At 59.0% G+C, this 3,784-nt stretch carries 5 protein-coding genes; 3 read left to right on the plus strand and 2 right to left on the minus strand.

The genetic code is table 11. The features are described 5' to 3' along the window. Together NW852_RS12395 and NW852_RS12400 are read left to right on the plus strand one after the other, a co-directional pair. Positions 1–951 (plus strand): ABC transporter ATP-binding protein (locus tag NW852_RS12395; protein ID WP_414426792.1); only part of this gene is annotated, 951 nt, incomplete at its 5' end. Continuing rightward, entirely contained in the window at positions 948–1,730 is a 783-nt protein-coding gene (locus NW852_RS12400) for an ABC transporter permease (protein WP_414366735.1), read from the plus strand. The genes NW852_RS12395 and NW852_RS12400, both read left to right, overlap by 4 nt. Before the next feature lie 7 nt (positions 1,731–1,737). On the opposite strand, the gene NW852_RS12405 is transcribed toward NW852_RS12400, so the two are convergent. Further along, positions 1,738–2,265 (minus strand): TM2 domain-containing protein, encoded by a 528-nt coding sequence (locus NW852_RS12405; RefSeq protein WP_414370342.1) that lies wholly within the window; start codon positions 2,263–2,265, stop codon positions 1,738–1,740. A gap of 216 nt (positions 2,266–2,481) precedes the next feature. Here NW852_RS12405 and NW852_RS12410 point away from each other — a divergent pair, with 216 nt between their 5' ends. Continuing rightward, a complete protein-coding gene (locus NW852_RS12410) occupies positions 2,482–2,757 on the plus strand; it encodes a hypothetical protein (protein ID WP_414366738.1) in 276 nt (91 codons plus the stop codon). 91 nt (positions 2,758–2,848) lie between these two features. Here the strand turns inward: NW852_RS12410 and NW852_RS12415 are convergent, their stop codons facing one another. Then, positions 2,849–3,343 (minus strand): MarR family winged helix-turn-helix transcriptional regulator, encoded by a 495-nt coding sequence (locus tag NW852_RS12415; protein WP_414366740.1) that lies wholly within the window; start codon positions 3,341–3,343, stop codon positions 2,849–2,851. Positions 3,344–3,784: the final 441 nt, after the last annotated feature.

Below are 3,784 nucleotides of genomic sequence, written 5' to 3' on the forward strand. Positions count from 1 at the left end.
AGAAATAAAAAAGTCATGAAAGTTCTCGAAGCCCACCACCTCCAGAAAACCTACCGGCAGGGGGGCAAGCAGGTGCGGGCGGTGGTGGATGTCTCTCTGACGCTGGCGGCAGGGGAGATCCTGGCTTTCTTGGGGCCCAATGGAGCCGGCAAGACCACCACCATCAAGATGATTGCTGGGCTGATCCGGCCGGATGCTGGCACGGTGCGCATCCTGGGACGGGATCCCCACGCCGATGCGGGTGCGCTGGCCCAGGTGGGGGCGGTGCTGGAAGGCAACCGCAACCTCTACTGGCGGCTGACCCCCTTGCAAAACTTGGAGTACTTTGGCGTGCTGCGGGGGCTATCCCCCAGAACGGCTCGCCAGCGGGGGCTGGAGCTACTGGAGACCTTTGGCCTGCTGGAAAAACGGGATGTTGCTGTGCAGACCCTTTCGCGGGGTATGCAGCAGAAGGTGGCCATTGCTGTTGCCCTCTTGCACCAGCCGGCTCTGCTACTTTTGGATGAGCCCACCCTGGGGCTGGATGTGGAAGCCGCCCAAGCAGTGAAATCCTTGATCCGCCAAATTGCCGCTGCAGGTCGGGCCATTCTCCTCACTACCCACCAACTGGAGATGGCCGAGGCCCTCTCAGACCAGGTGGCCGTGATCGAGGGGGGGAGAATCCTCTGCCAGGCCCCCACGCAGGAGCTGATCCGCCAGTTTGCCGGCGCAGCCAGTACTTATCGGATTGAGTTGGAACAAGACCTGGATCCCAGCCGGGCGGAGCGCCTGCTCCAGCAAGGGGTGGAGATTCTCGGCTTCCATCAGTTGCGCTTTGGCGGCTCTTCAGAGGCGTTGTATCAGGTGCTGGAGATCCTCAAGCCCTTGCCCCTGCTTAGCATTAAGCGAGAGGAAGCGGATCTCACCCACATTTTTCTCAAGCTCTTAAAAAGAGGGGATGGGCGAGGATGATGCAGGCGATACACCTGTTTTGGGCCGAGCTGAAGCGGGCCTGGATCCAGTACATCCGCTATCCGGCAGAAGCCCTGGGCGGGATCCTGATCACCACCTTTTTCTTCTATGCCCTCTTTGCCGGCGCTCAGTATGTGGCGGGGCCGGCCTCCCAATTTGGCGAACGGCTGGACGCGGTGGTGATCGGCTATGTGCTCTGGACGCTGGTGATTTTTGTGGTGAACGATATTGCCCTCAACTTGCAGGTGGAAGCCCAGACAGGCACCTTGGAGCAGGTGTTGCTCTCGCCCTTTTCGGCGGCCACCCTGTTTTTGGCGCGGGCCTGCGCCAGCTTGGTGTTGCGCTTTTCCGTCGTCGTCGTTATTTTGGGCGTCATTTTGCTGTTGACAGGCAGCCGGCTGCGCTTTCCTCCCACTCTGTTGTTGCCCCTCTTGAGCGTGGTGCTGGGGGCCTATGGCTTCTCGTTTTTGCTGGGATCTGCTGCCTTGATTTGGAAGCGCATTCAACAACTGCTGATCCTGAGCCAATTTGGCCTGCTCTTTCTCCTAGCCACCCCCACAGAAGAGTGGTCGGGATCCCTGAAGTGGCTGGGGCAGATGCTACCCATGACGGCAGGGGCTGGCCTGCTGCGGGATCTGATGGTGCGGGAGGTGGGATTGGATCCCCTGCGGCTGCTCATGGCTCTGGCCAGCGGCCTTTTCTACTTCGGGCTGGGCTTGCTGGCCTTTCACCGGGCAATGCAACTGGCCAAACAGCGGGGGATCCTGGGATCCCAGTAGGACCTTGTCAGAGGGAGCGCCGGTCGCCAGGGGAGCGCAACAGGTGAGGGAAGTGGTACTCCACTGCGCCGGTGGTGAGGTTGTTCTCAGGGGAGGCAATGCCCCGTCGGCTTAGCTCTCGCAGCGCTTTTTCAATCTCGTCAAAGTCAGCAGGCAGCTCGATGGCGATCTCCGAGAGGGTGAGGATCCCTTGTCGCTGCTGCGCCAGCCGTAGGATCTCCCGCATCAGCGCCTGACCCTTCAAAGGCTGAGGCGGGGCCGAGACAGACTTGACGGGAGCCCCAGAGGGGCGGATCCCTTGCAAGACGGCCAGCTTGAAGTTGTAATCTTCCACCATGCCTGGGATCAAAAACAGGTCAATCAACTGGCCAATTCCCAACAGGCCAAAGGTAAAGAACCAGAGAAAGCCTGTCCCGGTTTTGCCCAGGTAAAAGCGATGGACACCGCAGATGCCGAATATGCCCAACGCCCAGAGGAGATAGGCGGTGCCGACGGATTTGGGCTCGGCAGGGGGCAGCAGGTAGCGAGAGCTCATGGGCATTAGTCAAGATGGCTTGGACTGGTAACCCTAGTCTGCCATCTTTTGCCTTGGACGGGCAGGACACCCCTGCTCTGGCCCTTGAAAGCGGGCCTAGAGGTGGGAGGGTAGCTTCAAGCAGATAAAGAGGCTGAAAATGAGATCCAGCTCTTCAGCTCGAAGAACTCCGTCGGGGGGACGGCGGTCACGCCCCCAGGAGACCAAGGAAGGTCGATGCTTGAGCCCATCTTAATCGGGTTGAGTGCTGTGCTCTGGGGCCTCCTCTGGGGCTACGCCACGCTGCTAGTTGTGCTAGTCAACTTCAAAGAACAGGGATCCGTTTACGCCTACCCCATGCAAGCAGTGTTAGATCGCTTTGTGGAATCGCTGGGGCTGGGTTGGCTTAAGGATCTGCATGCCATGCAACTGCAGCCACTGCGCCGGATTAGCTATGCCCTCTTCGGCGCCGTTACCTTGGGAGTGACCTTCATGCTCTGGGTTTTGGGGTGAGGCAGTGGCTAGCTCCTCGATCTAGCCCTAGGCAGAGCTGACTGCACCTGCTGAAAAGTCCCGCTGCTTAGCCTCTCTCGCAAGGAGGGATCTAATAGAAAATTGCTTGCAGCTTTTTCAAGCAGGCTTGGATCTGAGCCATCTCTTCCGGATTCAGCTTTTGAAAGCGCTCTTTCAGGTAGGCCACATGGGCCGGGAAGACCTGTTCAAACAGTTTTTCCCCCTCTTCGGTAAGCACGATCTTGAAGCAGCGGCGGTTTTCTGGAGGTACCTCGCGGCGCACTAGCCCCTTTTGTTCCAGGCGATCCACGATCCCGGTCAGCGTCCCTTTGGTAACCAGCGTTTTCTGGGCCAGGATATTCATCGTCAAGCCAGGAGTGTTGCCAATGGTTACCAACACATCGAATTGGGGGGCGGTCAGCCCTATCTGACGAATGTGAGCGCTGGCGTAGTTTTCAAAGGCTTGGTAAGCCCGCGCCAGATCCCGCAGCAGCCCCAAAAAAGGCTCCCGCGCCGCCACCACCGAGGGCTTGAGGGCCTCGCCTTGGGGAAGCGGAGAGGACAGAGACTCTGCAGAAGTGGGCATCGCTGCAGCTCGCCGAACGAGACTAATCCACCCAGCAAGAACAGTTTTGGCTTTATGATAGCCGACTGCACTATAGTCCTAATACAAATTAACGGCCATTTCGCCAGCTCCGTGGAGCTATTCCATCCCAAGGCAACGCACAGGAGCTCTCTCCATATCCAGAGGGGGCCTACGGAAGCGGGGCGAAGACCGGAAACGGCCCACAGAATGCCAAGGGCCAGCCCGGCGTGTTTCCAGCTTATTTGAAGCGACCTCGAGCCTCAACCCTAGGGATCCCGGCTGCGTCTGGACGGATCCCTCGGACGAAGTGTCGCCATTCGGTTGCTGCGACTGCAGAAGTTGGATAGTAAACTACTAGTAAACTACCCGGCTCCGACCGCTAAGCGGTACGGAGCGGGCTTAAGCGCTACGCGCCGCTGACGCGAAGGGTAGCCCTGCAGT

The sequence above is a fragment of the Synechococcus sp. H60.1 genome (assembly GCF_047462335.1).
Taxonomy (GTDB): domain Bacteria; phylum Cyanobacteriota; class Cyanobacteriia; order Thermostichales; family Thermostichaceae; genus Thermostichus.